25 protein-coding genes, 1 tRNA gene and 1 pseudogene are annotated in these 23,101 nt (G+C 61.3%); 17 read left to right on the top strand and 10 right to left on the bottom strand.

Features of this window, described 5'->3' with window-relative positions; translation table 11 throughout:
* Positions 1-69 precede the first annotated feature (69 nt).
* On the bottom strand, positions 70-1,926 hold the full coding sequence (htpG, locus tag AB6N07_RS23915; RefSeq protein ID WP_370675535.1) for a molecular chaperone HtpG: 1,857 nt from the start codon (positions 1,924-1,926) through the stop codon (positions 70-72).
* Positions 1,927-2,143: 217 nt separating this feature from the next.
* Between htpG and AB6N07_RS23910 the strand changes: the two genes are divergently transcribed.
* The 7 genes from AB6N07_RS23910 to AB6N07_RS23880 all read left to right on the top strand — a co-directional run bounded on the left by AB6N07_RS23910 (position 2,144) and on the right by AB6N07_RS23880 (position 5,990).
* Complete coding sequence (locus tag AB6N07_RS23910; RefSeq protein ID WP_370675534.1) at positions 2,144-2,629, top strand: UPF0262 family protein; 486 nt, start codon at positions 2,144-2,146, stop codon at positions 2,627-2,629.
* 183 nt (positions 2,630-2,812) lie between these two features.
* Positions 2,813-3,328: an arsenate reductase ArsC gene (locus tag AB6N07_RS23905; RefSeq protein WP_370675533.1), complete on the top strand. Its 516-nt coding sequence runs from the start codon at positions 2,813-2,815 to the stop codon at positions 3,326-3,328.
* Between the two features lie 133 nt (positions 3,329-3,461).
* Positions 3,462-3,680 (top strand): translation initiation factor IF-1, encoded by a 219-nt coding sequence (infA, locus tag AB6N07_RS23900; RefSeq protein ID WP_026784394.1) that lies wholly within the window; start codon positions 3,462-3,464, stop codon positions 3,678-3,680.
* A 187-nt stretch (positions 3,681-3,867) separates the two neighbouring features.
* A complete protein-coding gene (locus tag AB6N07_RS23895; protein ID WP_370675532.1) occupies positions 3,868-4,497 on the top strand; it encodes a Maf family nucleotide pyrophosphatase in 630 nt (209 codons plus the stop codon).
* The gene (locus tag AB6N07_RS23890; protein WP_370675531.1) at positions 4,497-4,682 is read left to right on the top strand and encodes a DNA gyrase inhibitor YacG; all 186 of its coding nucleotides are present in this window, start codon (positions 4,497-4,499) and stop codon (positions 4,680-4,682) included. The genes AB6N07_RS23895 and AB6N07_RS23890 overlap by 1 nt, the downstream gene beginning before the upstream one ends.
* A 186-nt stretch (positions 4,683-4,868) precedes the next feature.
* Positions 4,869-4,944, top strand: a tRNA-Phe gene (locus AB6N07_RS23885).
* A 308-nt stretch (positions 4,945-5,252) separates the two neighbouring features.
* The gene (locus AB6N07_RS23880; protein WP_370675530.1) at positions 5,253-5,990 is read left to right on the top strand and encodes a hypothetical protein; all 738 of its coding nucleotides are present in this window, start codon (positions 5,253-5,255) and stop codon (positions 5,988-5,990) included.
* Positions 5,991-6,014: 24 nt separating this feature from the next.
* On the opposite strand, the gene AB6N07_RS23875 is transcribed toward AB6N07_RS23880, so the two are convergent.
* Both AB6N07_RS23875 and AB6N07_RS23870 read right to left on the bottom strand, forming a co-directional pair.
* Positions 6,015-7,028: a helix-turn-helix domain-containing protein gene (locus AB6N07_RS23875; RefSeq protein ID WP_370675529.1), complete on the bottom strand. Its 1,014-nt coding sequence runs from the start codon at positions 7,026-7,028 to the stop codon at positions 6,015-6,017.
* 203 nt (positions 7,029-7,231) lie between these two features.
* A complete protein-coding gene (locus AB6N07_RS23870; RefSeq protein ID WP_370675528.1) occupies positions 7,232-7,636 on the bottom strand; it encodes a RidA family protein in 405 nt (134 codons plus the stop codon).
* 168 nt (positions 7,637-7,804) lie between these two features.
* Between AB6N07_RS23870 and AB6N07_RS23865 the strand changes: the two genes are divergently transcribed.
* Positions 7,805-8,398 (top strand): TetR/AcrR family transcriptional regulator, encoded by a 594-nt coding sequence (locus AB6N07_RS23865; RefSeq protein ID WP_370675527.1) that lies wholly within the window; start codon positions 7,805-7,807, stop codon positions 8,396-8,398.
* Between the two features lie 35 nt (positions 8,399-8,433).
* Here AB6N07_RS23865 and AB6N07_RS23860 read toward each other — a convergent pair whose 3' ends face one another.
* The 4 genes from AB6N07_RS23860 to AB6N07_RS23845 all read right to left on the bottom strand — a co-directional run bounded on the left by AB6N07_RS23860 (position 8,434) and on the right by AB6N07_RS23845 (position 10,940).
* The gene (locus AB6N07_RS23860; RefSeq protein WP_370675526.1) at positions 8,434-8,850 is read right to left on the bottom strand and encodes a low affinity iron permease family protein; all 417 of its coding nucleotides are present in this window, start codon (positions 8,848-8,850) and stop codon (positions 8,434-8,436) included.
* A gap of 13 nt (positions 8,851-8,863) precedes the next feature.
* A complete protein-coding gene (locus AB6N07_RS23855) occupies positions 8,864-9,613 on the bottom strand; it encodes a siderophore-interacting protein (protein WP_370675525.1) in 750 nt (249 codons plus the stop codon).
* Positions 9,614-9,892: 279 nt separating this feature from the next.
* Complete coding sequence (locus tag AB6N07_RS23850) at positions 9,893-10,471, bottom strand: hypothetical protein (RefSeq protein ID WP_370675524.1); 579 nt, start codon at positions 10,469-10,471, stop codon at positions 9,893-9,895.
* Positions 10,472-10,562: 91 nt separating this feature from the next.
* A complete protein-coding gene (locus AB6N07_RS23845; RefSeq protein ID WP_370675523.1) occupies positions 10,563-10,940 on the bottom strand; it encodes a PepSY domain-containing protein in 378 nt (125 codons plus the stop codon).
* 403 nt (positions 10,941-11,343) lie between these two features.
* Between AB6N07_RS23845 and AB6N07_RS23840 the strand changes: the two genes are divergently transcribed.
* From AB6N07_RS23840 to AB6N07_RS23830, 3 genes are all read left to right on the top strand, one after another.
* Positions 11,344-11,820: a sigma-70 family RNA polymerase sigma factor gene (locus AB6N07_RS23840; RefSeq protein ID WP_370675522.1), complete on the top strand. Its 477-nt coding sequence runs from the start codon at positions 11,344-11,346 to the stop codon at positions 11,818-11,820.
* 217 nt (positions 11,821-12,037) lie between these two features.
* Positions 12,038-12,544: a ferritin-like domain-containing protein gene (locus AB6N07_RS23835; protein ID WP_370675521.1), complete on the top strand. Its 507-nt coding sequence runs from the start codon at positions 12,038-12,040 to the stop codon at positions 12,542-12,544.
* Between the two features lie 11 nt (positions 12,545-12,555).
* Positions 12,556-12,810 carry a hypothetical protein gene (locus AB6N07_RS23830; RefSeq protein ID WP_370675520.1) on the top strand — a complete coding sequence of 85 codons (255 nt, stop codon included), beginning with the start codon at positions 12,556-12,558 and terminating at the stop codon, positions 12,808-12,810.
* 618 nt (positions 12,811-13,428) lie between these two features.
* Here the strand turns inward: AB6N07_RS23830 and AB6N07_RS23825 are convergent.
* The gene (locus tag AB6N07_RS23825) at positions 13,429-14,316 is read right to left on the bottom strand and encodes an SDR family oxidoreductase (RefSeq protein WP_370675519.1); all 888 of its coding nucleotides are present in this window, start codon (positions 14,314-14,316) and stop codon (positions 13,429-13,431) included.
* Between the two features lie 334 nt (positions 14,317-14,650).
* Here AB6N07_RS23825 and AB6N07_RS23820 point away from each other — a divergent pair, with 334 nt between their 5' ends.
* The 5 genes and pseudogenes from AB6N07_RS23820 to AB6N07_RS23800 all read left to right on the top strand — a co-directional run bounded on the left by AB6N07_RS23820 (position 14,651) and on the right by AB6N07_RS23800 (position 20,511).
* Positions 14,651-15,148, top strand: a complete 498-nt coding sequence (locus AB6N07_RS23820) for a ferritin-like domain-containing protein (protein WP_370675518.1) — start codon at positions 14,651-14,653, stop codon at positions 15,146-15,148.
* Between the two features lie 231 nt (positions 15,149-15,379).
* A complete protein-coding gene (locus AB6N07_RS23815) occupies positions 15,380-16,927 on the top strand; it encodes a putative bifunctional diguanylate cyclase/phosphodiesterase (RefSeq protein WP_370675517.1) in 1,548 nt (515 codons plus the stop codon).
* Positions 16,928-17,118: 191 nt separating this feature from the next.
* Positions 17,119-17,730, top strand: a complete 612-nt coding sequence (locus AB6N07_RS23810) for a glutathione S-transferase (protein ID WP_370675516.1) — start codon at positions 17,119-17,121, stop codon at positions 17,728-17,730.
* A 117-nt stretch (positions 17,731-17,847) separates the two neighbouring features.
* Positions 17,848-18,717, top strand: a complete 870-nt coding sequence (locus AB6N07_RS23805) for an SMP-30/gluconolactonase/LRE family protein (RefSeq protein ID WP_370675515.1) — start codon at positions 17,848-17,850, stop codon at positions 18,715-18,717.
* Positions 18,671-20,511 (top strand): annotated as a pseudogene (locus tag AB6N07_RS23800) (IlvD/Edd family dehydratase). Before AB6N07_RS23805 ends, AB6N07_RS23800 begins: the two are co-directional and overlap by 47 nt.
* Positions 20,512-20,535: 24 nt before the next feature.
* Here AB6N07_RS23800 and AB6N07_RS23795 read toward each other — a convergent pair.
* Complete coding sequence (locus AB6N07_RS23795; protein WP_370675514.1) at positions 20,536-21,240, bottom strand: FadR/GntR family transcriptional regulator; 705 nt, start codon at positions 21,238-21,240, stop codon at positions 20,536-20,538.
* 216 nt (positions 21,241-21,456) lie between these two features.
* Between AB6N07_RS23795 and AB6N07_RS23790 the strand changes: the two genes are divergently transcribed.
* Positions 21,457-22,419, top strand: a complete 963-nt coding sequence (locus tag AB6N07_RS23790) for an aldose epimerase family protein (protein ID WP_370675513.1) — start codon at positions 21,457-21,459, stop codon at positions 22,417-22,419.
* An 87-nt stretch (positions 22,420-22,506) separates the two neighbouring features.
* Here AB6N07_RS23790 and AB6N07_RS23785 read toward each other — a convergent pair whose 3' ends face one another.
* The gene (locus tag AB6N07_RS23785) at positions 22,507-23,079 is read right to left on the bottom strand and encodes a YceI family protein (RefSeq protein ID WP_370675512.1); all 573 of its coding nucleotides are present in this window, start codon (positions 23,077-23,079) and stop codon (positions 22,507-22,509) included.
* Between the last annotated feature and the right edge of the window lie 22 nt (positions 23,080-23,101).

The raw sequence follows: 23,101 nt of genomic DNA, 5'->3' as shown, positions 1-23,101 counted from the left end.
TGCGAAAAAGAACAGATGTTTCTTGCTTTGGTTGTAAGGCGGAGGTGCGCACCTCCGCCCTATTTGCTTTTATGCGAGGCTCTTTTCAAGGAGCGTTGCGACTGAGGCTGCGAAGGCCGCCGGATCGTTCGGCGCTTCGCCATCGAGAATGCGCGCCTGGCCCACCAGAAGCGGGGCGGCGGCCATCACGGCGGCCGTATCGCCAGCTGCCGCCTTTGCTGCCAAGGCCTTGATCAGGCTGTGCCCGGCATTGAGTTCCAGCACCGGCTTGCCCAGGGCTGTCTTGCCTTCCTGGCGGGCGACCAGCTTCTCGGTCATGCGATCGAGGCCGAAGTCGGAGGCGACGAGGCAGACGGGACTGGTGGCAAGACGGGCCGAGGTGCGGACGTCGGCGACGTCGTCCTTCAGCGCCTCTTTCAGCGTGGCGACGAGGCCGGCTACGTCGGCGCCCGGCTTTTCACTCTTGTCCTCTTCAATCGGCTTGACGGCGTCGAGATCGGCTTCGCCTTGCGTCACCGACTTGAAGGGTTTGCCCTCGAAACCGAGCGCGGTCCGCACCCAGAAGGCGTCGACCGGGTCGGTGAGAAGCAGCACTTCCAGACCACGCGCCGCATATCCTTCGAGATGCGGCGACGCCAACACCTGCTTTTCGTCCTCGCCGAGGGCATAGTAGATCGCCGTCTGGTTTTCCTTGAAGTCCTTGACGACGTCGGCAAGCGACCGCCAGCTGTCGCCCGAGGTTGTGGTCTTGAAGCGGACGACCTTGAACAGCTCGTCGCGGCGGTCCGGTGCTTCGTAGAGACCTTCCTTGATCACCGCGCCGAACGACGACCAGACCTTCTGGAACAGGTCGGTGTCGGTTTCGGCCAGCTTCGACAGCTCGCTGAGCACGCGGCCGGTGACGCCCTTGGCGATGGTCTCGATCACCGGGTTCTTCTGCAGCATTTCGCGCGACATGTTGAGCGGCAGGTCTTCGCTGTCGATCACGCCGCGCACGAAGCGCAACCAGGCCGGCAGGATGTCCGCTTCGTCGGTGATGAACACGCGCCGCACGTAGAGTTTCACCCGACCCTTGCGGCTGGGATCGAACAGGTCGAACGGCTTCTCGCGCGGCACGAACAGCAGCACGTTATATTCCTGCCGCCCCTCGGCGCGGTAGTGCAGCGTCAGCGCCGGCTCGTCCCAGGCGGTGGCGACGTGATGATAGAACTCCTTGTATTCTTCGGCCGTCACGGCGGACTTGGGCTTCACCCAGAGCGCCGAGCCGTCGGTCAGCTCGCGGGCTTCCTCGCCCTTGCCGAACCGGATCGGCACCGGCACATGCGCCGAATATTCGTGAACGATGCGCTCGAGCGTGTGCTCCTCGGCGTAGGTCAGCGCTTCGTCGTTGAGGAACAGCTCGACCACCGTGCCGCGCGTCGGCGCGTCGGCGATGTCGACCGGCGTCAGCTCGAAGGTGCCGGCGCCATCCGATTCCCAGGCCCATGCCTCATCGCTGCCAGCCTTGCGCGAGACGACGCGGACGCGGTTCGCCACCATGAAGGCCGAATAGAAGCCGACGCCGAACTGGCCGATCAGCGCTTGTCCCTCGGCCTTGTCGGCAAGGCCGTCGAGGAAGGCGCGCGTGCCCGAGCGGGCGATGGTGCCGAGATTGTCCTTGAGCTCATCGTGGCTCATGCCGATGCCGTTGTCGGCGACGACAAGCGTCTTGTTGTCCTTGTCGGCCGATAGCGTGATGGCAAAGCCGCCTTCACCGGCCAGCTCCGGCTCGGCCACCGACAGATAGCGCAGCTTCTCGCAGGCATCGGCGGCGTTGGAGATCAGCTCGCGCAGGAAGATATCTTTGTTGGAATAGACCGCATGCACCATGAGGTGCAGGAGGCGGGAAACCTCGGCCTCGAAGCTGTGACGTTCCGTTTGCGTCATGGTCTCGCTCTTATGGATGATAGGGCCGGAAAGCCGGCGCGCGTCCGCTATGTGTTGCCGGACAAGGCTGGTGTCAAGCGCTGCCGGATCTGTCCGGGGCGATGAATGACCGGCGTTTCGAGGCATGCGTAAAACTCCTGTCCGGGTCGACCTTTGCTGGCTTCGTGAGGCGGAACGGTCGTGCTATGCCTCGGCGACCATTTTGCGGAGGACAGTCGTGACCGACACCGCCATTATTTCCGGGCGCCTCATATCGGTGACCCTTGACGCGGCATCGCTCGGCCAGATTTCTCGCGAGGTCGACCACGAACGGCAGGTGGCGATCTTCGATCTTCTGGAGCAGAACTCCTTCGAGCCGATCGGCACGCCGGGCGGCGAATTCATCCTCCGCCTGTCGCTGGTCTCCAATCGCCTGGTGCTGCAGATTTTCCGGGCGGACGGCGAGCCGGTCACCACCCACATTCTGTCGCTGACCCCATTTCGCCGCATCATTCGCGACTATTACCTCGTGTGCGACAGCTATTACGAGGCGATCAAGGTGTCGACGCCGAGCCAGATCGAGGCGATCGATATGGGCCGGCGGGCGCTTCACGACGAGGGCGCCCAGATTCTCAGCGACAAGCTGGCGGACAAGATCCTCATCGACAAACTCACGGCGCGGCGCCTGTTCACGCTGATCGCCGTATTGCATTGGAAAGGCTGAGAGCCTGACTCGAAACTCGCTGGGGTCAGGCAGATAGCGAGAGGCACGAGAACCGGAGCGGAGCGAACTTGAGGTTCGTGAGCACCGGAAGCGCAGAACTCGAAGCTAGATGCCCACCCTAGTAGAGTTTCGGGTCGGGCTCTGAAGCGGAAGCCGGGGCTCGGGCTATCTGACGGGAGGCTCATGACGGACGACGTTGAAACAACGATGGAGGACAAGCAGCCCGGCGCGGTGCTGTTTGCCTGTTCGTTCAACGCGGTGCGCTCGCCGATGGCGGCGGCCATCGCCCGTCATCTGTTTCCGGGCAAGATCTTCGTCGACTCCGCCGGCGCCCGTCGTGGCGAACTTGATCCCTTCGCCGTGACGGTGATGGATGAGATCGGCCTCGACATATCCCGCCACCGTCCGCAGACCTTCGAAGATCTTGAGGACAGCAACTTCGACCTGATCATATCGCTCGCCCCGGAAGCCCACCACAAGGCGCTCGAATACACGCGCTATAATTCGGTCGAGGCCGAATACTGGCCAACCGCCGACCCGACGCTGGCCACCGGCTCGCGCGAGCGCATTCTCGACGAATATCGCGCCGTTCGCGACCAGCTGACGGCCCGCATCAAGGCGCGACTCGGCTGGAAACCCTCCTTCGAACCGCGCCGCGAGGGCATGTGGGAAGAGGGGGCGGCGGCGGAGAACGGCTGATCGAGACGCAGCTAACCATCGTGGCCGTGCATCCGCTCGCTTTTCTGGGCGTTTTTCGGCCTGGGTGGTTTATTTCGCGGCGCATTTCGGATAGTTATCCGCCACCAATTCCCGAAAACGGATCTATGCCCGCATGACCAAGGAAGAAGTCCTGGAGTTTCCAGGCGTCGTTTCGGAACTTCTGCCCAACGCGACTTTCCGCGTTCGTCTCGAGAACGACCATGAAATCATCGCTCACACCGCTGGCCGTATGCGCAAGAACCGCATTCGCGTGCTGGCAGGCGACAAGGTTCTGGTTGAGATGACGCCCTACGATCTGACCAAGGGCCGCATCACCTATCGCTTCAAGTGAGCGGCGAAAGGAGGCGGCGAACCGCCCCGGTCCGATCCGGGATGCGAGCGGCTGTCTCCATGCCGAGCCGCCGAGAGCAATTTCAGCAAAAGTGCGAACCGGTTTTGCGTCCGAAATTGCGGTGAAAAGACAGTTGGAGAATTTCTGGCGAACCAGAGTTCGCCGGAAATGCTCTGGGGTGAGCCCGATGACCGATCGTCCCGTCCTGGTCCTGGCATCTGCGAGCCCGCGCCGCGTGGCGCTGCTCAATCAGCTCGGCATCGCGCCCGACCTGATGCTGCCGGCCGACATCGACGAGACCCCCGGCCGCGCCGAATTGCCGCGCCGTCTCGCCCGTCGTCTTGCGCGCGCCAAAGCCGAGGTGGCCGCCCACCGCGTACCGCTGCAGGATTATCCTGGCCGCGAAGTGCTGGTGTTGGCTGCCGACACGGTGGTCGCCGTCGGCCGCCGCATCCTGCCGAAGGCGGAAACCTTTGCCGACGCCGAAGGCTGCATCGCCCTTCTGTCCGGTCGGACGCATCGCGTCTTCACCGGCCTCGCGCTCGCCACGCCCTCCGGTCTGCGTGAAAAGCTGGTCGAGACGCGCATCCGCTTCAAGCGCCTGTCGTCGCACGAAATGGCCGACTATCTCGCCTCGGGCGAATGGCAGGGCAAGGCCGGCGGCTATGCAGTCCAGGGCTTTGCCGGCGCCTTCGTGGCGTCCGTGTCCGGCTCCTATTCGTCGGTGGTCGGCCTGCCGCTGCATGAGACCGCCAGCTTGCTCGAGTCCGCCCGCTATCCGGTGCGGGCGCGCTGGGCCGACGGAGCAATCGCCTGATGGTCGCGCCCAAGGCCAACCGCTGCCCCAACTGCGGTGCACCAACCGATCCGGGCTCCAGCCCCTTCTGCAGCAAGCGCTGCAAGGACGTCGACCTCAACAGGTGGCTGAAGGGGGTTTACTCGATCCCCGCCGTCGAAGACGATGATCTTCCCCCGCCCGACGAGAGCGGCGACCGCAACTGAGCACGCGAGGTCGAAAAGCGCGTTCGGCTGGGGTGGGCTTTGCCATTGAAATGGCTCGTCTTTCCCTATCTCGCCGGCGTAATTGATTTTTCCCGTCAAACCCACTGGACAGGCCCGCGTGGACTATCTATAAGGCCGGTGCCTCGCCGTTGGAACGCACCAAACGCCCAGTGGAACGCGGCTAGTGCCTGAGTAGCTCAGTTGGTAGAGCATGCGACTGAAAATCGTAGTGTCGGTGGTTCAATTCCGCCCTCAGGCACCATTTTCCAACACCAATATTTTATAAGACAAGGGCTTAGGTGCCTTTGGGCCTAACCACTCCCCTATTTGCTCCACCTTTCGCGAGATGCTTAGGCTGCACAGGAAAGCGCTTCGTTCACACCGAAGTGCGCTATAGACTCAGCTTTTGGTCTCCAGAATCGTCTTCTCAATCACCTCCCTCGCATCCCTTCCGCCGCGCCAAGGGACACGATCCACGATCTTGGCGAGGCGGGCAAATTACTGAACGTGCCAGTGATCTGCCATGCGCTTTCCGCTAGGGTTGCACAGCGAGTCTGGGGAGGGATACGCATGTTCGGGTTCGGCAATGAACGCCTTGTTCGCGAGGTCTCATCGGGGACATTCAATCTCGTGTCGCTCCTGGATATTGCCGGAGTGGGGCAGCCTCCTCGATTTTGGCGAGATCCTTATGTTCTAGGTTACCTGTTCGGAACGGCTTCGATGCTGCTCGCTATCGGAAGTAAATTCAAAAGTCATGGTGACAAAATAGGCCCCCTAATAGAAAAAATATTCAGAGAATTCTCCGGGCCAAGAGGTAATCAGGTTACTTCAGACTTATCTCATCTTCTGCTTTCACGGAACGGTCAGTTCCTTGATGCAGCTCGTATTTCGTCGCAAATTGCAGCGTATGTATATGGTCTGAAGCAAGACGATCTAGACGCAAGAGTGTATGTCGCTATTGCTAAGGGTGGCGAAAGAGCATTGGCATTAGGCTCCGATTTGAGCGAGCGGGCTATAAAGCAGCACGTGTATGATGTTTTCGTGGAGGAAAACTGGATAAGTGTAATTCGTGGCTGTCATGACGCATGGGCGGGAGGGCCCCTTTCGGAAAAGGATCGCGTTGCTCAAGAATCTATACACGCGGCGAAAGCAGTCGGCGCGAAGACGCCACGTGATGCGGCAGAGATTACAATGGGACGCCCCTTTTCGGATGCAGAGTGGGACAAATGGCGAGAGCCTTGGGAGCGGAATTGGCCGCTCGTGCCTCCCCCTCCACCGTCAATGTTCAATGACGGTGAAGACGACTAATGAGGCGCAGAGCGATACATCGCGTCACCGCCTCCCTGCCTCCGGATCTAGCGCCGGGTCGGCGACGTGCGCGAACAGCGGACGCACGAACCATAGACCGATGAACGGTGCCAGCCGCTTGGCGAGCACATAATCGGAGTGCGTGGCCGGGTTCCCCTTCAGGATATTGGCAATCGTCGCCGGCACCGTGGCGAGGTCCCACGGCCCGGTCATCTCGCCGAATGTCCGGTCGTCACCGAAGGGCGGAACATGGCCGGCGGGTCGGGATGCATCGAGAAATCCTTCGGCCCGGCGCTGGCTTAGAAATCGGCAGGCATGCACCGGACGATAGGTCGGATCCCCCAGGCAATGAGCACGGAACGCGGGAAGGGCGGCGAGGGCCTGCGACCGCTCATCAGTGGTGATGCGCTTCCAGGCCTTGAAGGTTTCCCTTTTCGACATGTTCGGGTCTGTTGGGTAACCGGCCCAGAATTCCAGGAAGTCGGTCGGGTAGTCGTTCTTCGATCGCTTCGATGTGAGTCCCGATGTCGAGGTGGCCGCTTGTGTCGGTTCTGCCGAACCGACGACCTCCGAACGAAGTGAGGAGGCTATAGGTTCTGGATTGACAGGTTCCATGACAGGTTCGGGTGCGGGATATGCACCACCCTCCCGCATGGTCTGCACCACCCCTGGCGCAGGGCGTGCACCACCCCCCGCACGTCCTCCGTCCCTTTTCCGGCTGGGAGCCGTGTCCTTCCTCAGTGACGGCGAGGCGTGACGCGCGGTGATGGCGTTAAGGTCCAGGCGATAGATATTGGTGAGGCTCATCCCTTCGACGGACCGGCGCCGAATGGTGATCAGCCCCATGTCCGCGAGCTTTTTCAGGCTCTGCTGTATGGCGCGCTCGCTAAGCTCCGTCTTGGCGGAGAGGCTTCGGATGGCAGGCCAGCATTGGCCGTCCTCGTCGCTGGCATAATCGGCCAGACAGAGCAGGACGAGCTTTTCCCTTGAGGGCCTCATCCTGGCGGCCATGACCGAGGCGATGTGCCTAAATCCCACTCGTCCCACTCCCTGAGTACCGGTTGGCCGCAAGGGCCGGGAGAAAGTGGGTGCCTTCCGGCGAACCGGTCCGCCTGGGTGAACCGGATCAGGAAAGAACCCATTCGAGCATGTCTGCCACCAATGGGGTTTCTTTCCTGGTCAGTCCTGCGACCCGGAAGGCCGGGCGCATCACGGCCACGATATGCTTGAAGCTCCGGGCGTCACGCCTTTCCCGCAGCGGGAATCCGCGCGATCACCTTGATCTCGAAATCGAAGCCGGCGAGCCAGTTCACGCCAACCGCTGTCCAGTTGGGATAGGGAGGTTCGCTGAAAACCTGCTGTTTGACGGCCATGATCACCCCGAACTGGTTTTCCGGATCGGTGTGAAAGGTCGTGACATCAACGATATCGTCGAAGGTGCAGCCGGCCGCCTTCAATGTCGCGCCGAGGTTCTCGAAGGCCAGTTCCACCTGGCGCCGGAAATCCGACTCGGGCGATCCATCCGGGCGACTGCCGACCTGTCCGGAAACGAACAGAAGGTCGCTCGATCTGATGGCGGCGGAATAGCCGTGCTCTTCATAAAGGGCATGTCTATTGGCTGGGAAGACGGCGTCGCGTTGGGCCATGTCGGTCTCTCTCGTTGGATGTCTGGGTGGGGCAGGCGAGCGCCGCGACAAGCCCTGGGCTTCCGGCGGCGCTCCAATTGATATACGGTGCGTATATGAAACTAACTCGCATACGCAGCGTATGTCAATCTCACATACTGAGTGTATGTGAAATAAGGATCCGACGAGATGGTGAAGCGGCGTTTGGAGACGATGGAAGAAAACCGCGCCAAGTTGATCGCCGCGGCGCGCAAGGCTTTCGCTGAAAAGGGGTATTCGGCCGCCTCGATGGATGAGCTGACGGCCAGCGTTGGCCTGACGCGGGGGGCGCTCTACCACAACTTCGGCGACAAACGCGGCCTTCTGGCCGCTGTCGTCGATCAGATCGACTCGGAGATGGCATTACGCGCGCAAGAGATTGGTTCGCAGGCGGGCAATGATTGGCAGGGCATGTTGGCCGAGGGCGTCGCCTACATTGAGATGGCACTCAACCCCGAGGTACAGCGCATCGTTCTTCTCGATGGGCCGGCGGTACTCGGCGATCCCTCGAAATGGCCCAGCCAGAGTCGCTGTCTGCAGGTGACAGAGCAAGCTATGGAGCGTCTCATTGGTGAGGGCCTTTTGAAGCCGCTCGACGCGGAGGCCTCTGCAAGGCTGCTGAGTGGGGCCGCTCTGAATGCTGCGCTTTGGATTGCCGCCAGCGACGATCCACAAGGCGTACTGCCGAAAGCCATCGATGCCTTCCTTGCCCTGGCCTCAGGCCTTCTCACGACATCGGAATAGGCTCTTGCTGCCTTCGTGCGTGGCATGATCCCGCATCACCGGGAGGCGGCGGGGGCGGCGCCCCGCGCAACCACGTCATCTTCACACTCTTCCTTGTCCGGCTCGGGAAGAGTGGCGCAAATCTCCTGCAGCGTGTCTTCGTCGAGCCGTTCGATGCCAACGAATTTGTTCCGCGCTTTTGAGCTGAGGATCAGTTCGTCGATCTTCGCTTGCAGAGCTTTGCCGTCGCGGTTCTGAGAACTCTGGAGAAGGAAGACCAGCAGCAGGGTGACGATACTCGTCAGGGTGTTGATGATCAGCTGCCAGATCGCGGAGAACCCGAAGAAGGGGCCGGAGATCGCCCAGAAAACAATGAGCGCCAGAGCGAGGGCGAAAGTCACCGGTCGTCCCGACCATTCGGAAAGAGCCGACGCGAACCGGGCGAACAGTCCTGAAGGGGTAGGGCGGCTCATTCTGTCCTCGTGCTTATAGGAAACGATGGCGCTTTGCCGTCTCGTCGCAGGGCATGCGCCAGTAACCGGAGGTTTGCACCTTCCGCCGGGGCAGCATCGCTTCGAAGTGTTCGCGCAATTCCAGCGCGGTGGCGCGTTCCGCCGCGACCCAGACGGCCGTGGCCCGCGATACCCGTGCCTCGCGCATCGCCTGGGTCAAGAGGCGACCGGGCGGTGCCGTCTTGCGGGGCAAAAAGCCTACGGCGATGGCCGGTGGTGCCTCGATCGGCTGGATATCGCTTTCGTCGGGAACTTCGAGACAGACGGATCCGCGCGTGTGGCGTGGCAGGTTTGCGAGGATGCAGGCCACGGCGGGAAGGCCGGTTTCGTCGGCCCCAAGCAACACCTCGTCCGATGGCCAGGTCAGCTTGAGCCCTTTACGAGGCCCGGAAATTTCCGCTTGATCGCCGGGGCGGGCTCGCCGTGCCCAACTGGCGCAAAGACCGCCATGGAGGGCCATGTCGATAACCAGCTTTCCGCCTGAGCGTTCGCGTACGGTATAGGCGCGGCCATGCTTTGTGCCATCACCCAAAACCGGGACATGCAGCTTGATCCAGTCGGCTGGCTTCTCCTGTTCACTGGGGGCGGGCTCCAGGTCTTCAAATATCATCCGCCGCATGTGCGGGGTGAGATCGAAGGCCTCTACGACTGACACGCGCCGCCGGCAGTTGGCGCGACGAATGGCGTCGAGACGATTGGCGTTGGCGAAGAAATCTGGGCGCATGAGATGCTCTCGATCTGGAAATTGGAGAGCTGAAGGATGGGATTCCAAAAGAGCCAGGTATCGCGCTTTCAACGCTCTATGCTGTCTTTGGTTCCCAACGCGCGCGAAGCCAGGCGCTCTTTGATGAAAATAAAGAGCCGGCTAAATAATGATATCCACGCATTTGCCTAAATGGCCTTGAGCTATGCCGCCCCTCTAGCTCGGTGAGAGGATAGAGAGGCGGCAGACGCTCGTTTTTTCCAGAGAGCTACGAAGGACCGCTTCGTGCTATCCGGAACATCAGAGCAGCGGCGGACGCCGCGTCACGTCATCGACCGGCGGCGTCAGGGTGGGGTCGTAGCCCGTCCAGCCGCTCTCGCGATAAGCCCGTTTACGCTCTTCGATGTCGACGGGCGGCGTCTCATCGAGAAGGCGAGCGACCAGGGCGTCCTGGCTGTCTTCGGCGCGGACGGTGATCATCGTGCCGCCGCGACGGATGGCTTCGGCATAGACCTCTGCCTCTTCCGACGACAGGCCTGAGCTGGTGAGCGCATCGACGATGCCGCCCGCCACGCCACCGGCAACCGCGCCAGCGGCGAGCCCGGCCAGCGTCGAAACGAACCAGCCGGTGGCCACGATGGGACCAAGGCCCGGTATGGCCAGTAGGCCGACACCGGCGAGCGCGCCGGCACCACCGCCCAGCACCGCGCCGATGCCGGAACCGGCAGCCGTGGCTTCAGCGCCGTCGCTGACGCGGTTATCTTCGCTCTCCGGCGAAATCACGGAGATATCGTCGTTGGAAATCTGGGCTGCGCGCAGTCGTTCCACCACGACCATGGCTTCGGACCAGTTATCGTAAAGTCGAGTGTGAGTGCTCATGATGCTATCTTCCCAGTTGGTTGGCTAGTTGGTTGGCCAGTTGGTTGGATTGAATACAGGATGAGGTTCCGTCCGGTCTGGAGGCGCTGCCTCAATCCGTGCTGATGGTGCCCTTGTAGTCGACGCCAACGCTGACCGTTGTGCCGTTACGGCGGCCATGGCCGCGCCAGATGCCATCCTCGGCCTGGACAAGTCCGGTCACATCAGTGTAGCCGGCGTCTTCGAGCCAGGAGCGAGCCTGCGCTTCAGTGAAGCTGTTGGCGCCCGGCTTCAGGTCACCGCTGTTGGGGGTGGTCTGTGCCGGTGACGTGTTCGGCGCCGTGGGAGCAGCCGGATCGGGAGCGGGCGTTGCTGGTTCGCTGGGCGTCATCGGAGCGGCCGGATCGGAAGGGGCCGGCGTGGACGTCTGGGCGAAAGCGCTGCCGCTGAAAGCGAGAACCGTGGCCATACAAAGTGTGGCGAGCTTCATGGGAATCTCCTCGGACGTTGGGGTCACTGCCGGTAAAACGGAGCCGGGAGACGGCAACCGGCCGGCGACTTTGGAGAATGCGGAGACTGTGTTTTCCACGTCTCGGCACCGCCTATTCAACGTCTCCAGGCGGCAATAGTTCCATCATCGGTCTTGCCGCTGCGGCAGGTCCATTGCCGGTCTCGGGGCGCCTCGCGCGCGTAGGGAGATCAACTTTATGCGGGCCGATGGGCTACCCGATCTGCGTCGCCACCGATGAGGAAAATTGGCCCAAACGACGCGGGAGACGGAACCGTTTCGTATCTGCGGCATTCAGTCGGGGGTGTTTCGTCCAATCAAGCTGGGCGGCCGACCTCTGAACCGCTCGCCTGGTTCCATATAGGCTCGAAACTCAAAGCGCATCATGATGTCCGATGATATTCTTACCTATTTGCCCGCCATGCGTGCTTTTGCACGCTCCCTCTGCGGTAATGCAACAGATGCCGATGATCTTGTTCAAGAAACCCTGGTGAGGGCGATCGAAAATATCTCCAGCTATACGCCAGGAACCAATCTGCGGGCCTGGTTATTCACTATCATGCGCAACCGTTTCTACTCAAATTGCATCAAGAAGGCGAGAGAGCGGACAGGTGATGAGGATTGTGCGTCCCAGCAGCCCACGGTATCGGCGCAGCAGGAATGGCAGGTTCGCATCAAGGAATTGGAGACCGCCCTGGAGGAATTACCCGTCCACTACCGGGAAGCGATCGTGCTGGTGGTGGTGCTCGAGGAGAGTTACGCGCACGCTGCCGAAATTCTCGGTTGCGACATCGGAACGATCAAAAGCCGCATCAATCGTGGCCGCAAAATGCTGCGTGCCGCCATGGGCGAGGAAATCTAGTCGCACCCTGTCGGCGCGCCGTTTTTCACTGGCGATGCCCCGAGAATGGAACCACTCGCGCCTTTGTCGGTTGGATTCCTCACATGCCGCAAGGATGCGGGAGCGTCAGCCGCAACAGCGTGGTTAAGCGCCGACAGCGGAAAGAGAGCTGGCTCTTTTTCCTCCCCCCGAGACGCATGACGAAGAGTTTGTCGCCATATCCCAGGAGGGTAAACCCATGGACGATATCCGTGAACACTATTTGGCGTGGCTCCGTGATGCCCATGCCATGGAAGAGCAGGCCCTCACGATGATGGGTGGCATGCTGTCGCGTCTGGAAAATTATCCGGTGCTCTGCGCGCGAATGGAACAGCATGTGAAGGAAACCGAGCGGCAGGTCGCGTCGCTTCGACAACTGCTGCAGGGACGCGATAGCGGTGCCTCAATGGTGAAAGACACGCTTGGCAAGGCGACTGCCTTTGGACAAGCGCTGAGCGGTATGTTCGCCGACGATGAGGTCGTCAAAGGCACGATGGCCAGCTACACGTTCGAGCAGATGGAAGTCGCTGCCTATAAAGTGCTCATCTCGACGGCCTCAGTGCTTGAGGACACCACGGCGATCCCGATCTTCGAGCAGAACCTCGCTGAGGAGCAGGATATGGCCGATTGGCTGTTCGATCATCTGGATCAGACGACGCGGATCTTCCTTGCCCGCGATGAAGCCGGTCTCCCGGCTCGCCGATAAGGCGGATTCGGATGAGTACAAAAACCAAGCCGCCGCGCATCGTGCGGCGGTTTGTCATCGAGATTATGGTGTCTGGCTATTCGGACGGCTCAGCCGATGCCGGGGAATCTTTTGTGTTCTCCCGTTGGCAATCGATCGCTCTGCCGAGCTCGATTGCCAGTTCCCGTAGCCGATCCGGCACGGGCTCCGCAGCAATGGCATCGATCAAGCGCCTAGCAGCCGTTTTCAATCCGGAGAGGTCATCCTCTGACGGTTGTGCGGCGTGAGGGTCATCGGAGTCGGGATAATTCGAGCACATGATGGCTTCAGCATAGGCACATCGTCTGAAAATCACATTACCCGACGAAGCGCCAACCCCACAATTTTTCATAAAAGTTCCGGTGTGACGTTCCTGCAAGTCCTTCCAGCTGGTACCCGACCGCCCGTGCGATCAGGAATTGGCTCGAGTAGGGCTCAAAGGTCGGTCGTCTTGCCCTTGTCGGCGAATCCGGCTTCCGAGCTTGTTGGACTCGATCCGGTCACCGCTGTCGCGCGAGCGCGAAGGTTATTCTGGACATGAAGGACCCCAGCGCACTGCTCGGAACAATCCTCGGCGGTATGCTTGGCCCGGCGGGAGGCTACCTAACCGGAAAGTGTCACTTCGCCAGCGGAAACCTCCACTGTAAGCAAAGTCGTGATCGTCTCTTCCGTGTGCCATTGTCCGGTCTCCTCTGTCGATTGTCCCGCCCAAAGTGGCTGCTTCGATTGACAACAAGCAGGGCGACGGATTGTTCCGGCGTGCCGCGGCAGAGACGCCTTCCAGACTATTCAAGAAAAAGGCCCGCCCCCAAAAGTTTAGCTGCAAGGGGGCGAGCCAGACGATTGTGGAAAGGGCGTGCTTCGCGTCAGATCAGCGGCTTGCCGCCAGTAACCGCGATAGTGGCGCCGGACACGTAGCTCGACATCGGCTCCGCCAGCATAACGTAAGTCGACGCAAGCTCCACCGGCTGAGCCGGCCGCTTCAAGGGATAATTGGCCCCGAATTTGGAGGTCTTCTCGCCAGACATGCTGGCTGGGATGAGCGGCGTCCACACAGGGCCAGGGGCGACGCAGTTGACGCGTATACCCTTCTCGGCAAGCAGTTGTGCCAGGCCGCCGGTAAAATTCTGGATCGCTCCCTTGGTTGTCGCATAAGCCAGAAGCCCGGGATTGGGTGCGTCGGCGTTGATCGAAGCGGTATTGATGATCGACGAACCTGGTTTCATGTGAGGCACGGCGGCCTTCGCAAGATAGAACATGGCATGAATATTCACCGCGAAGGTGCGCTGCCACTCCTCGTCTGGAATGTCATCCAGCGTTTCGAACGTGTCCTGGTGGGCGGCGTTGTTCACCAAGATGTCGATCCGCCCAAACTCTTTCACCACCTGCTCAATCATCTGACGGCAACGGTCGGGGTCGGCAATGTCGCCGGGAATCTGCAAGCAACGGCGGCCGCTTTCGGTGATGAGGCGAGCGGTGTCCGCGGCATCTTCCTGCTCCGTGAGGAAGGAAATGGCGACATCGGCGCCTTCACGGGCAAAGGCAATGGCGACAGCCCGGCCGATACCGCTATCGCCGCCGGTGATTAGCGCCACCATGCCCTCGAGCCGACCGGCGCCACGCCAGCTCTGCTCGCCATGATCGGGTTTGGGATCCATCAGCTTGAAGCTGCCGGGCAGCTCCTGGGTCTGCTCCGGAAAGGGTGGCTTCGGATAGTCGGGATAGTGTGGACGTGCTTCAGTGGATTTGTTCATGGGTCATCTCCGTGTTGGACGGGGCCGATCGCAAGTGCCGGGTGAAGGGGCGGCTTAGCCGGTCAGGTGCCGTTCGGTGATAGGAAGGGCTGCATCAGACGCGAGGGCTCGACCGTAGATATCGGCAATGCAACGGCCGTGTTGGTTGGGTCGAGAAAGTCGAGCGGCGCATGTTTGGCCTCCAGAAGGTGGAGGTCATGAAAGTCTCAAAGGCGGCGATTGTTCCCGATCGGGGACGATATGTCGCCCCGATGAGCCGCGTTCCCGCTGGGAACAATTCGCCTCGCTGCCAGTTTCAGCCACGCAAACTTTCTTCTAGCGTAGAGGTGAAGCCATGAAGACCAAGTCGCTTGACGATCTTTTTCAGGACATGCTCAAGGATGTCTACTACGCCGAACGCAAGATCCTCAAGGCGTTGCCGAAAATGGCCCGGGGCGCCCAGTCGCCCGAATTGAAGGCTGCCTTCGAAAAGCATCGCGAGGAAACCGAAGTTCAGATCGAGCGCCTGCAACAGGTGTTCGAACTTATTGGCAAGCCGGTTCGCGGCAAGACCTGTCCGGCCATCGAAGGCATCATCGAGGAAGGCGAGGATGTTCTTGAATCCTTTGCCGGCTCAGAAGCCCTCGACGCAGGCCTGATCGCCACCGCCCAGGCGGTAGAGCATTATGAAATTGCCCGCTACGGCACCCTGAGCCGTTGGGCGGAACTGATCGGACAGAAGCAGGCCTCGAAGCTTCTGAGGGAAACCCTCGCCGAGGAAGAGGCAACCGACCTCAACCTGACGAAGCTTGCCGATGGCTCGGTCAATCAGGCTGCCCTCAGGGCGGCCTGACGTGACGATCCAAATTACATAGGACGCGCCGGCTTCCTTGTGGAAGCGACGTTCCACGGCACGGACGGCCCCATCCGGTGGTGGGGCCGTCCTGTTTTTATGACTGCCGACCTGTCATGCGAAGCCTGGAAATTAAAACCTCTTTTTGCTCTGTCATTTCAAAAACTCGCCTCAGAATTTGCGAAAAATTCATAAGAAGGGAGTAAATCTGCCTAGGCATAAAGGTGAAGGATGGCGCTCGGAAAACAACTTCAGACCGCACTGAGCGTCAGTCGGCGCGTTTCGTTGCTTGTCGGTACACTTGCTGCATCCTGCCTCGCCATAGCGCTGGCATTGATGTTCATTCGCCACGGTGCGCTGCCACTTGCTTGGCAATCTGGCTTATTGGCAGGTCTCGTTTCCGAAACGCTGCTCCTTCAGTTGATCGTCGTGATCGGCTTCCTGTTGGTGCAAAAGAGCCTCGCCTTGATGCAAGGCGAAGAGCATACCAAAAGCTCGGCTCGGATCGATCCCGTCACTTCAGCGCTGACACGTGCTGATTTTCTTGATGAGCTGCGTCGACGTGTCCAGATCGCCGGGGATCGAAGGTCCGCCTACGTGATGCTGGATCTCGACCACCTCAAGGCTCTCAACGATACTTTCGGGCACGCCGCCGGCGACGAGGCGCTTGCCCAGTTGGTTCGCATCTGCCACGACGAGTTGCCAGGGGCCGTTATCGGCCGGCTCGGAGGCGATGAGTTCGCCCTGCTCCTCACCGATTGCGCCTCGCGTGGCGAGGTCGTTCAAGCGGTGAAGGCTCTTCTCGAGCGGCTGCGCCATCCGGTGCAGATCAATGGCCGTACCATGCGCCTGTCGGCGACGGCTGGCATTGCCATGGCGCCTGACGACACGCACATCGCTCTTGAGCTGGTCAACCTCGCCGACCTCGCCCTCTACAAGGCAAAGCAGGCGCGGGGTACGGTGTTGTCTTACAACGCTCGCATGCTGGTGGATGACCGCTATACCCGGTTGCTCACCCGGGAACTGCGCGCTGCCATCTATCTCAACCAGCTCGACATGCACTATCAGCCGATTGTTGCCGCTGACGGGGTCGAGCAGACGGCTTTCGAGGCACTGATCCGCTGGCACCATCCGTTGCGCGGCACAATCCCACCAGCGGAATTCATTTCGGTCGCTGAACAGTCGACGCTGATCGAGGAAGTGGGGGAGTGGGTGATCCGCCGCGTCATCCGCGACGCCGTTCGGTACGGACAGTACCAGTTCGGCATCAACGTGTCGGCTATTCAGCTGAAGCAGTCCGGCTTCGCGGCCTTCGTGATTGGCGAACTGCTCTCGGCGGGGCTGCCGGCCAGTCGTCTGGTGCTGGAAATCACCGAGACAGTCTTCCTTGATTTTGGCTCGGTGGAGCGGGCCAACCTCGAAGGATTGAGAGCGGCTGGCGTAATGATCGTCCTTGACGACTTCGGCTCGGGCTTCGCCTCCTTGCAATACTTGCGGAAATTCCGCTTCGACTGCCTGAAAATCGACAAGAGTTATGTTCACGCCGCCGGATCGAGCGATGTCGACATGACCTTCGTCACCGCCATAACCGAACTTGCCCGCGCGCTCGGCACGCGCGTTCTGGCCGAAGGCGTCGAGACGGAGGAGCAGTATCTTCTGATGAAGGCTGCGGGCTGCCAGACCTTCCAGGGATATTATTTCGGCCGACCTGCCTCATTGCCGGAGGCTGTTGCTTCACCGACATTGCCGGTGCGGGAGTGGCAAGCCGCGGGTGCCTGATCCCAAGTACCAGCCGGCCTGGCCGGAAAATCTGGCCGGCAAATAAAACTCTGGTGCTTTTCGCGAGCACGCCTCAAACCATCCCTCAATATACCGCGGCTCCGCGTACCCGCTTCGAACCGGCGTGCTTTTGCGGTAGTCTGGTCTGGTACTGGCGCGGATCACGATCCGCTTCGCTTCTGGGGTTTGCCATGCGCCTGATCGGCATGCTTGATTCGCCTTATGTCCGCCGCACCGCGTTGACGCTGGCTGCGCTTGATATTCCCTTTGCCCACGAGTCGCTGTCGGTTTTCCGCCAATATGGCGAATTCGCCGCGATCAATCCGGTGGTCAAGGCGCCGACAGCGGTCACCGACGAAGGGGTGGTGCTGCTCGATTCCACGCTGATCATCGATTACGCATTGAAGACGCTCGCTGGCAGCAAAAGGCTGGGACCGGCCGATCCAAGGCAGATCGCTCTTGATGTCCGCCTTACTGGACTCGGTCTTGCTGCCTGCGAGAAGGCGGTCCAGAGCGTTTATGAGCGGCAGCTCCGCCCGGCCGAGAAGCAGCATCAGCCCTGGCTCGACCGGGTCGCCGGTCAGCTCAAGGCCGCCCTTTTCGCCATTGAAACTGACATCCTAGGTGCCGACTGGTTGTTGGCCACGCCCTTGAGCGAGGCCGGCATTACGCTCGCTGTGGCAGGGACTTTCATTGCCGAGATGATCCCGGACGTGGTGGCGCTATCCGATTATCCACGCCATGCGGCATTGACCGCCGCGGCCGAGGCGACCGATTTGTTCCGAGCTTGGCCCTACGAGTAGGGTAGAGATTTGGGTAATTAGTATGACTTATACCGCCTCGGGCTGGCCAGGCCGGAGCTGAGAAGCTAGTGTCGCATCCGTTGGCACGCGGAGAGCGCTACTGACCAGGAGGAGCGTATGTCGAAGGTTTCCGTCTTCTCCGACCATGCTTGCCATCTTGGTGAGGGGCCAAGCTGGCACCCTGGGCGAGCCACGGCGTTCTGGTTCGACATCCTCGAGCGCAAGCTGTTGGAGATGGGGCTCGATGATGCACCACTCCGCGTCCATGACCTTCCGTTCCACGCCACAGTCGCCGCTCGCGTCGATGACGACCGACATTTGATCGCCAGCGATGCCGGGTTGTACCTCAGGTCGATCGACACCGGTGCGTTGATCGAGCATCGTCCCTTTTGGGACGATCGCCCTGGTACCCGCAGTAATGACGGTGCCGTACACCCATCCGGTGCGCTCTGGATTTCCACCATGGGATGGCGCTTCGAGCCGGGGCTCGGACGCATCTGGTGGTACCGCGCTGGCGAACTCAGGCCGATCATAGAGGGGCTCACCATTCCCAACGCGATTGCATTCTCTCCTGACGGTCGCACCGCCTATTTCTCCGACACCTTGGAACACGTCATTTACCGGCAGGCCGTCGATCCGGCGACGGGTCTGCCATCGGGCGATCGGCGTGTGTTCTTTCACGTGAGCGGCGGCGGTCCCGATGGTGCCACCGTCGACGCCGACGGTTTGCTGTGGAACGCGCGCTGGGGTGGTTACGCCGTGGACGCCTACGATCCCGACGGCCATATTGTCAGAACCATTTCGCTGCCAGCCCGGCAAGTGAGCTGCCCGGCTTTTGTCGGCCCCGACCTTGACCGCCTCATCGTCACCTCAGCTTTCGAGGGCTACGACGCGGAAAGACGCGCCGCCGAGCCCGAGGCGGGCTTGACCTATCTAATCGATGGTCCGTTCCGGGGATTGCCGGAACCGGCCGTTCTCATTGGTTGAACGCATCGCATTGACGGGAGGAAGCCAGATGTCCAAGCCGCGCCGCCACAAGCTCTGGTTCGACAATCCCGATAACCCGTCGATGACGGCACTCTATCTAGAGCGCTATCTTAATTACGGCCTGACGATCGAGGAGCTGCGGTCCGATCGGCCGATTATCGGCATCGCTCAGACCGGCTCCGATCTGTCGCCGTGCAACCGAGTCCATCTGCGTCTCGCCGAGCGGGTGCGTGAGGGCATTCGTGCGGCCGGTGGTATCGCCTTCGAATTTCCGGTGCATCCGATCCAGGAGACTGGCCGGCGGCCGACGGCGGCGCTCGATCGCAATCTCGCCTATCTCGGTCTGGTCGAGATCCTGCATGGTTATCCGCTTGACGGCGTGGTGCTGACCACGGGGTGTGACAAGACGACGCCGGCACTGATCATGGCCGCCGCCACCGTGGATTTGCCGGCCATCGTGCTATCGGGGGGCCGATGCTCGATGGCTGGTACCAGGGAAAGCTTGCCGGCTCAGGCACCATCATCTGGGAAAAGCGCCTGCAGCTTGCCACCGGCGAGATCGACTACGAGCAATTCATCGAGGCGGCGGCGGCTTCGGCGCCGTCCGATGGCTATTGCAATACCATGGGCACCGCTTCCACTATGAACTGCCTCGCCGAGGCGCTGGGCATGAGCCTGCCTGGCAATGCCGCTATTCCGGCGCCCTATCGAGAACGCGGGCAGATGGCCTATCGCACGGGCGAGCGCATCGTTGCCATGGTCGAGGAAGATCTGAAGCCGTCTAAGATTCTAACGCGGCAGGCCATCGAAAATGCCATCGTCGTCAACTCGGCGATCGGCGGGTCCACCAACGCCCAGCCGCATATCGTCGCCATCGCCCGTCATGCCGACGTGCCTATCCAACCGATGGATTGGCAGACGGTGGGTTACGATGTGCCATTGATGGTCAACATGCAGCCGGCCGGCAGCTATCTCTCTGAAGGCTTCCATCGGGCCGGCGGCCTGCCGGTGGTGATGAAGGCGCTTCTCGACAACGGCCGCCTTCACGGTGGTACGCTGACAGTGACCGGCCGGACGCTGGCCGAAAACCTGGCACCCTACCCAGCGCCCGATGGCGAGGTGATCAAGCCCTACGACGCGCCAATCAAGGAAAAGGCTGGGTTTGTTGTGTTGAAGGGCAACCTCTTCGATGCCGCCATCATGAAGACGTCGGTGATTTCCGATGAATTTCGCTCTCGCTATCTGTCGAGGCCTGGATCGGAAAATGTATTCGAAGGGCCGGTCGTCGTGTTCGATGGGTCGGAAGACTATCACCATCGCATCGAGGATCCGACGCTCGGCATTACGCCGGACACGATCCTGGTGATCCGCTATGCCGGACCAGTTGGCTGGCCGGGCTCCGCCGAGGTGGTCAACATGCAGCCGCCGGCAACCCTCATCGAGCGGGGAATCACTACGCTGCCTTGTATGGGCGACGGTCGGCAATCCGGCACCTCCGGCTCGCCCTCCATTCTCAATGCCTCGCCCGAGGCGGCGGTGGGGGGCGGGCTTGGCCTGCTCAAGACCGGCGATCGCATTCGGGTCGATCTCAACACCGGCACAGCTGACGCTCTCGTCGACGCCGAGGAGTGGGAGCATCGCCGCGCGGCTTTCAAGCCGGTTTATCCCGACAGCCAGACACCCTGGCAGGAACTCTATCGGGCGACTGTCGGCCAGCTCGCCGATGGCGCCGTCATGGAAATGGCGGTGAAATACCAGAAGGTGGCGGACAGCCCCCCGCGCGACAGCCACTGATCTCTGCCCTTACCAAAATCGCCATCAGCGACGGGCCACGGCCGCTACCCGCGCTGCACCGGAGCGGATTGTTTCGACGATGGCTGCCGCTGCCGCTTCGCCATCCCCGGCGGCAATGGCCGTCACAATACGGCGGTGGGCGGCGCAGGAAGCTGCTTTGGCTTCGGGGTTATTCACCGGGGTGGTGATGGCAAAGGTGGCGGCCAACGCAACCTCGATCAAAGCCGATGCTTTGTAGAAAAACGGGTTGCCGCTGAGGCGGGCAATGGTGAGATGAAAGTCGAGATCGGCGGCGGCGAAGACTTCCGGTGAAGCATCGGGTGCCGCCATGCGATCGACGATGGCATCCAGCGCGATAACGTCGGTCTTGCCCCGCCGCTGGGCGGCGAGCGAAGCCGCTACCGGCTCGAGAGCGAGGCGAACGTCGGAGAGGTGGGAAAGCAGCTCGAGACCGATGCCGCAATCGAGGTGCCAGCGCAGCATGTCCGGATCGAACAGATTCCAGTTCGATCGCTCGACGACGCGGGTGCCGACGCGGGTCTTTGGTTGGATAAGGCCCTTGGCGGCCAGCGTCTTCAGCGTTTCCCGGAGAACTGTCCGCGATACGCCAAAGCGGGCCATCAGTTCGGCATCGGACGGAAGAAGGCTACCTTCCGGCCGACGGCCACCGACAATTTCATGGGCCAGCTCGCGCACGATCTCTTCTTGGCGCGAACGTTTCACTGCCATCCGTTGTGTCATGAAACCCCCACAGAACGGCTACCCACCCTCCGCGAATCACAATTTAACAACGTTTGCGGAAGACTGGTGCGACTATGCCACAACCCGATAGGCATGGAAGTCGGCCGAAAGACCAACGCTGAAAAAACCTTTTGTTTTTCTGGAACTTGAGCGAGATTGATCAATATCGAAAAGACCGCTCCAGGAGAGCGTGGGGAGAGAGACATGACACATCCGGTTGATGACTTCATCACGCTTGACGGCGGCGATGGCCTCAAGGCCATTTTCAGCCCTGCCGGTGCGCAATTGGTTGCGCTTTATGTTCCAACGAGTTCCGGCGGGCCGGTGCAGACGGTGATCGGTTCATCCGGTCGCCTCAATGCCCCCGATGGCGATGGCTGGGCTGGAACCATCTGTGGCCGCTACGCCAATCGCATCGCCGGTGCCAGCTTCACCCTCGACGGTGTCACCTATCGCCTGCCGGCCAACGAAGGCGCCAAGCAGTTGCACGGCGGCGCGAACGGCTTCGGGCATCTGGTCTGGAAAGCTGAGAAGGCAGCCAAGCAGGTGGTCTTCCATCTCGACTCGCCAGATAGCGACATGGGCTATCCGGGCGCGCTCGCGGTGACGGCGGCTTACGGACTTGACGGCCATACACTGTATCTGGACATGACAGCTACCACGACCAAGCCGACGGTGATCAACCTCACGCACCACGTCTATTGGAATCTTCTCGGCAAGGGCGACATTCTCGGCCATCTGATGCAGATCCCTGCGAGCCGCTACACGCCGGTGAACGCTGATCTCATTCCTGTCGGACCTCTGGCCGAGGTGGTGGGCACCCGCTTCGACTTCCGGGAGAAGAGACCGATCGCCGGGCCCTACGATCACAACTTCGCTCTCGACGCCGGCCGTGGTGAACTGCACCTTGGCGCCCGCGCCTTCGAGGCGGTAACCGGCCGCGCGTTGGAAGTCTGGACCACTGAGCCGGGCATGCAGCTCTACACGGGCGAGCATTTCACGCCTGCGATCAAGGCGCCTTTTTCGGAGCAACTGAAGAACGCCGGCTTTGCGCTTGAACCGCAGACCTTCCCGAATGCGCCGAACGAGCCAAGCTATCCGAGCTCGGTCCTGCGTCCGGGCGAGACCTATCACCATCGCATCGAGTGGCGTTTCTCGGGCTTCTGAGCCGCACCCCTTGCATCGTTAAGAAGGCCGCGTCCCGCGAGGGCGCGGCCTTTTGCATCAGGGGCGAGAGCCGCGGCCGCATTTCCGTCAGCCGGCGGCGCGCAGGGGGCGGCCGTCGATGGCGAGGTCGAACACCACGTCGTTCGAATAGAGCGGCCGGCCGATGCTCATCCCGAAGGCCGAACGCGCCACGCGCCCAACGACGTGAAATTCCGGCCGTCCGTCGCTGTGGCTAGTCAGCGTCACAGTGAAATGCTCGGCCAGCGTCTGCCCCTTCAGCGTCAGAAGGCCGTCCATCTCGGCCGTGGTCTCCGATGTTCGGCGCACGGCCGACGATGTGAAGCGGATGTCCGGATGGTCTGCTGCATCGAACACCGCCGATGATCGAAGCAAGCTGTCAAGCGGGGCGATGCCGGTGGTGACCGAGCCCGAGGCGAGCGAGAAGGTCGCCGACGATCGCTCGGCATGCACGGGGTCGAGGTGGAAGGTTCCCGAGAAGCTGCGGAAGCTGCCATGCACGGTCGGGACGAGCGTACCCGAGATCGAGAAGGTGACACTCGATCGATCCCCGACGGCGTAGCGGCCGGCGAGGTCGTCGAAACTGGCGGCTCCCGCCGGGATCGTGTCCCTTGGCGTGGTGTAGCTGGCGCTGCTGGTCACCGTTAAGTTCGGCTCGGGCCTG

Origin of the sequence: Pleomorphomonas sp. PLEO (genome assembly GCF_041320595.1) — a bacterium.
Lineage (GTDB): Bacteria > Pseudomonadota > Alphaproteobacteria > Rhizobiales > Pleomorphomonadaceae > Pleomorphomonas.
Note: the sequence above shows the minus strand (reverse complement) of the source record. Positions and strands in the feature narration are given on the sequence as shown.

Excerpts from the sequence above, each read along its gene's own strand:
- AB6N07_RS23830 (WP_370675520.1), top strand. The coding sequence starts at position 12,556 with ATGAGTACAAAAACCAAGCCGCCGCGCATCGTGCGGCGGTTTGTCATC.
- AB6N07_RS23865 (WP_370675527.1), top strand. The coding sequence starts at position 7,805 with ATGGTGAAGCGGCGTTTGGAGACGATGGAAGAAAACCGCGCCAAGTTG.
- AB6N07_RS23815 (WP_370675517.1), top strand. The coding sequence starts at position 15,380 with ATGGCGCTCGGAAAACAACTTCAGACCGCACTGAGCGTCAGTCGGCGC.
- AB6N07_RS23850 (WP_370675524.1), bottom strand. The coding sequence starts at position 10,471 with ATGAGCACTCACACTCGACTTTACGATAACTGGTCCGAAGCCATGGTC.
- AB6N07_RS23870 (WP_370675528.1), bottom strand. The coding sequence starts at position 7,636 with ATGGCCCAACGCGACGCCGTCTTCCCAGCCAATAGACATGCCCTTTAT.
- AB6N07_RS23905 (WP_370675533.1), top strand. The coding sequence starts at position 2,813 with ATGACGGACGACGTTGAAACAACGATGGAGGACAAGCAGCCCGGCGCG.
- AB6N07_RS23795 (WP_370675514.1), bottom strand. The coding sequence starts at position 21,240 with ATGGCAGTGAAACGTTCGCGCCAAGAAGAGATCGTGCGCGAGCTGGCC.
- AB6N07_RS23810 (WP_370675516.1), top strand. The coding sequence starts at position 17,119 with ATGCGCCTGATCGGCATGCTTGATTCGCCTTATGTCCGCCGCACCGCG.
- AB6N07_RS23790 (WP_370675513.1), top strand. The coding sequence starts at position 21,457 with ATGACACATCCGGTTGATGACTTCATCACGCTTGACGGCGGCGATGGC.
- AB6N07_RS23880 (WP_370675530.1), top strand. The coding sequence starts at position 5,253 with ATGTTCGGGTTCGGCAATGAACGCCTTGTTCGCGAGGTCTCATCGGGG.
- AB6N07_RS23840 (WP_370675522.1), top strand. The coding sequence starts at position 11,344 with ATGATGTCCGATGATATTCTTACCTATTTGCCCGCCATGCGTGCTTTT.
- AB6N07_RS23805 (WP_370675515.1), top strand. The coding sequence starts at position 17,848 with ATGTCGAAGGTTTCCGTCTTCTCCGACCATGCTTGCCATCTTGGTGAG.
- AB6N07_RS23825 (WP_370675519.1), bottom strand. The coding sequence starts at position 14,316 with ATGAACAAATCCACTGAAGCACGTCCACACTATCCCGACTATCCGAAG.
- AB6N07_RS23895 (WP_370675532.1), top strand. The coding sequence starts at position 3,868 with ATGACCGATCGTCCCGTCCTGGTCCTGGCATCTGCGAGCCCGCGCCGC.
- AB6N07_RS23820 (WP_370675518.1), top strand. The coding sequence starts at position 14,651 with ATGAAGACCAAGTCGCTTGACGATCTTTTTCAGGACATGCTCAAGGAT.
- AB6N07_RS23890 (WP_370675531.1), top strand. The coding sequence starts at position 4,497 with ATGGTCGCGCCCAAGGCCAACCGCTGCCCCAACTGCGGTGCACCAACC.
- AB6N07_RS23855 (WP_370675525.1), bottom strand. The coding sequence starts at position 9,613 with ATGCGCCCAGATTTCTTCGCCAACGCCAATCGTCTCGACGCCATTCGT.
- AB6N07_RS23845 (WP_370675523.1), bottom strand. The coding sequence starts at position 10,940 with ATGAAGCTCGCCACACTTTGTATGGCCACGGTTCTCGCTTTCAGCGGC.
- AB6N07_RS23835 (WP_370675521.1), top strand. The coding sequence starts at position 12,038 with ATGGACGATATCCGTGAACACTATTTGGCGTGGCTCCGTGATGCCCAT.
- infA (WP_026784394.1), top strand. The coding sequence starts at position 3,462 with ATGACCAAGGAAGAAGTCCTGGAGTTTCCAGGCGTCGTTTCGGAACTT.
- AB6N07_RS23860 (WP_370675526.1), bottom strand. The coding sequence starts at position 8,850 with ATGAGCCGCCCTACCCCTTCAGGACTGTTCGCCCGGTTCGCGTCGGCT.
- htpG (WP_370675535.1), bottom strand. The coding sequence starts at position 1,926 with ATGACGCAAACGGAACGTCACAGCTTCGAGGCCGAGGTTTCCCGCCTC.